Raw genomic sequence first — 3,730 nt, 5'->3', positions numbered from 1 at the left:
GGCGGCGTCGGCGGCAGCGGTGCTGCTGGCGGCGGGCACGCCGGGGAAGCGGTTCGCGCTGGAGAACAGCCGGATCCTCATCCACCAGCCGTCGGCGCAGGGCGAGGGCCAGTCGAGCGACATCGAGATCCAGGCGCGAGAGATCCTGCGGATGCGGTCCCTGCTGGAGCGGATGCTCGCCGTCCACACCGGCAAGAAGGAAGAGGACATCCGCAAGGACATCGAGCGTGACAAGATCTTCAGTGCCGACGAGGCCAAGGAGTACGGCCTGATCGACGAGGTCATCAAGACCCGGAAGTCCTCCCGGCTCGCCACCGCTCGCTGAGGTGCCGGGCCGGCGGTCCGACCCCGCGGTCGGAGCCTCGCGAGGCGTGACGTCTCGCGAGGCCGGCACGCGGTCGTCGGCCGTCGGCCGCTACCACACCCGACGCGCCGACGCGGTGAAACCCGGTCAGCAGTTCTCGTCCGTGACGCGATGGCCTCATGGGACTGCGTGGACGGGCGAGGACGGCCAAGGTGACCGTAGGCTGACCGGTATGAGCCGAGCGATTGGGCTCTCACCGGACGGCTCGGCGGGGTACCGTCCCCACGGGGATGGTTGCAGGCAGACACGCGACGACTGGGCGGTGTCAACCGCCCCTGACATGCAGGCGACACCATCGTCTGGACGAAGGGACTGAGTCCTCGGTGGCACGCATCGGTGATGGCGGTGACCTGCTCAAGTGCTCGTTCTGCGGTAAGTCGCAGAAGCAGGTGAAGAAGCTCATCGCCGGCCCTGGCGTCTATATCTGCGACGAGTGCATCGATCTCTGCAACGAGATCATCGAGGAGGAGCTGTCCGAATCCTCCGAGCTCAAGTGGGACGAACTGCCCAAGCCACGCGAGATCTACGAGTTCCTCGACAGTTACGTGGTGGGGCAGGAGACGGCGAAGAAGACCCTCTCCGTCGCGGTCTACAACCACTACAAGCGGGTCCAGGCGGGCGGATCCAGCGGTGACGGGAGCAAGGGCGAGGTCGAGCTCGCGAAGAGCAACATCCTGCTGCTCGGGCCGACGGGCTGCGGCAAGACGCTGCTCGCCCAGACTCTCGCGCGAATGCTCAACGTCCCGTTTGCCATCGCCGATGCCACCGCGCTGACCGAGGCGGGCTACGTCGGGGAAGACGTCGAGAACATTCTGCTCAAACTCATTCAGGCCGCCGACTATGACGTCAAAAAGGCCGAGACCGGGATTATCTACATCGACGAGGTCGACAAGATCGCCCGGAAGTCGGAGAACCCGAGCATCACGCGGGACGTGTCCGGTGAGGGCGTGCAACAGGCCCTGTTGAAGATCCTCGAAGGCACCACGGCCAGCGTGCCGCCACAGGGCGGGCGCAAGCACCCGCATCAGGAGTTCATCCAGATCGACACGACGAACGTGCTGTTCATCGTGGGCGGGGCGTTCGCCGGGCTCGACCGGATCATCGAGTCGAGGATCGGCAAGAAGTCGCTGGGGTTCCGCGCCGTACTGCACGGCAAGGACGACCCGGACGGATCCGACGTCTTCGGCGACATCATGCCCGAGGACCTGCTGAAGTACGGCATGATTCCGGAGTTCATCGGCCGGCTCCCGGTGATCACCAGCGTGTCCAACCTGGATCGGGAGGCGCTGATCCGCATCCTCACCGAGCCGAAGAACGCCCTCGTCCGCCAGTACAAGCGACTGTTCGAGCTGGACAGCGTCGACCTCGACTTCACCTCGGACGCGCTCGAGGCCATCGCGGACCAGGCGATCCTGCGTGGGACCGGTGCCCGCGGGCTGCGAGCGATCATGGAAGAGGTCCTGCTCTCGGTGATGTACGACATCCCGAGCCGCAAGGACGTGGCCCGGGTCGTCGTCACCCGCGAGGTCGTGCTGGAGCACGTCAATCCGACGCTGGTCCCGCGCGACGTCGTGTCCAAGCGGCCTCCCCGCCAGGAGAAGTCGGCCTGACGGCGCCCACCCGGCGCCCACTCAGTGCATCCCGTGCGTCGGGTCCAGCGCGGTCAGGGTCCGGCGGGCCTCAGCCAGATGGTAGAAGGACCCGGTCACCAGGATCGCCCCACCCGGCCCCGCCGCGTCCCGCAGGGCGTGGCGGACGGCGCAGCCGACGTCGGAGGCAGCGTGGGCCGGCATCCCCCGCGCCCGCGCCGCGGAGACCAGGCGCTCGGCGTGGATGGCCCGCGGTGACGCCGGTTCGCAGGCGATCAGCGAGCTGATCGGTTGGTGGCGCAGTTCCGCGAGAGTCCCCTCGTAGTCGTGACCGCGCAGCGCCCCGTAGACGACGGTCCACTCCCGCCCGGGGAACTCCTCACCCAAGGACCGGGCGAGCGCCGCGCCCGCTGCCGGGTTGTGCGCCCCGTCAAGCACGCACAGCGGCTGTGCGCGCACGATTTCCAGGCGTCCCGGCGCCCGGACGCCCCCGAGACCGGTCCGGACCACGGCGTCGGGGAGGGGATGACCGGCGAAGGTCTCCACGGCGGCCAGGGCGCACGCCGCGTTGGCATCCTGATAGGCACCGTGCAGGGACAGCCGCACGTCGTCGTAGCGCGCCTGCGGGGTGCGGAAACCGCCCCGTCGACCCGCCGCGTCCGGGTGGCCGGCGACCGCGGCGAAGTCCTGGCCCAGCCGCAGGATATCCGTGGCCGGGGTCCGGGCGAAGATGTCGTAGAAGCGGGGGTCCACCTCGCCGAGCACCAGGTGACTGCCGGGCTTGACGATCCCGGCCTTCTCGCGGGCCACGCCCGCCATACTCCCGGCGTAGTCCAGATGATCCGCGCCGATGCTGGTGACGACCGCGACCCGCCCGTCGGCGATGTTCGTGGCGTCCCAGCGGCCGAGCAGGCCCACCTCGACCACGGCGACGTCGACGGCCAGGTCGGCGAACCATCGGAAGGCGGTGGCCGTCAGCAGCTCGAAGAAGGTGGGCCGTCCGCTCATCGGGGCGGCCGCGTCCAGGACGGTGCCCACGCAGCGTCCGAATTCCTCGTCGCCGATCGGTTGGCCGTCGACGACCAGGCGCTCGTTCACCCGCTCCAGATGCGGACTGGTGTACAGCCCCACCCGCAGCCCCGCCGCGCCCAGCAGCGCCGAGATGATCCGCGCCGTCGAGGTCTTGCCGTTCGTGCCGGTCAGATGGATCAGCGGAACCGCCCGGTGCGGATCCCCGAGCCGGCCCGCCAGCTCCCGCATCCGGTCGAGGCTCGGCACCGGCCGACCCGCCGGCATCGTCTGCTTCTCGAGATCCACCGTGTTGTTCAGGGCGACCCACGCCGACTCGTACGTCCACTTCACAGGCTGGTTCCACTTCACCGGCTGGTTTCGCCCTCCTTCGACCTGGGGTCGACAGTAGTCCGCGGGAGTCTGCGGGCAGGTGCGCCGGACGCGTCCTCTGCGGGGGGGAGCGCGGGCACCTGCGCGGGCACTTGCGTGGGCGGGAGTGAACCCGGTGGACCCGGACCATCGGGCCGTACCATCGGGGATGTGACAGGCGCCGCCGGGACCACCGGAACCGCCCATGCTCCTGATCATGAGCGGGAGGGCCCACGCGCGTTCGCGGCCGAGTGCTCCCGGCGCCGCGAGGTCCGCGCCCGGCCGGGCTTCGACCGGCTGAGCCGTCTGCTGGATCTGCTCGGCCAGCCGCAGCGGGCCCTTCCGAGCATTGTGGTGACCGGCTCGGTGGGGAAGAGCTCCACGGTGTCGGCGATTA

At 69.4% G+C, this 3,730-nt stretch carries 3 protein-coding genes and 1 pseudogene; 3 read left to right on the top strand and 1 reads right to left on the bottom strand.

Annotated features, from left to right (window positions below):
* Together AC08OU_RS08375 and clpX are read left to right on the top strand one after the other, a co-directional pair.
* Nucleotides 1-325: ATP-dependent Clp protease proteolytic subunit (locus AC08OU_RS08375; protein ID WP_476604596.1), on the top strand; the 325-nt coding region annotated here is incomplete at its 5' end.
* A 362-nt stretch (nucleotides 326-687) separates the two neighbouring features.
* Nucleotides 688-1,974, top strand: a complete 1,287-nt coding sequence (gene clpX, locus AC08OU_RS08370) for an ATP-dependent Clp protease ATP-binding subunit ClpX (RefSeq protein ID WP_462186098.1) — start codon at nucleotides 688-690, stop codon at nucleotides 1,972-1,974.
* 21 nt (nucleotides 1,975-1,995) lie between these two features.
* On the opposite strand, the gene AC08OU_RS08365 is transcribed toward clpX, so the two are convergent.
* Complete coding sequence (locus AC08OU_RS08365) at nucleotides 1,996-3,315, bottom strand: bifunctional folylpolyglutamate synthase/dihydrofolate synthase (RefSeq protein ID WP_476600391.1); 1,320 nt, start codon at nucleotides 3,313-3,315, stop codon at nucleotides 1,996-1,998.
* Between the two features lie 189 nt (nucleotides 3,316-3,504).
* On the opposite strand from AC08OU_RS08365, the pseudogene AC08OU_RS08360 reads away from it, so the two are divergent.
* Nucleotides 3,505-3,730, top strand: a pseudogene (locus AC08OU_RS08360) (dihydrofolate synthase); the annotation flags it as partial.

The organism is Frankia sp. CcMO1 (assembly GCF_977945845.1).
This window is presented reverse-complemented; position numbering and strand designations above follow the sequence as displayed.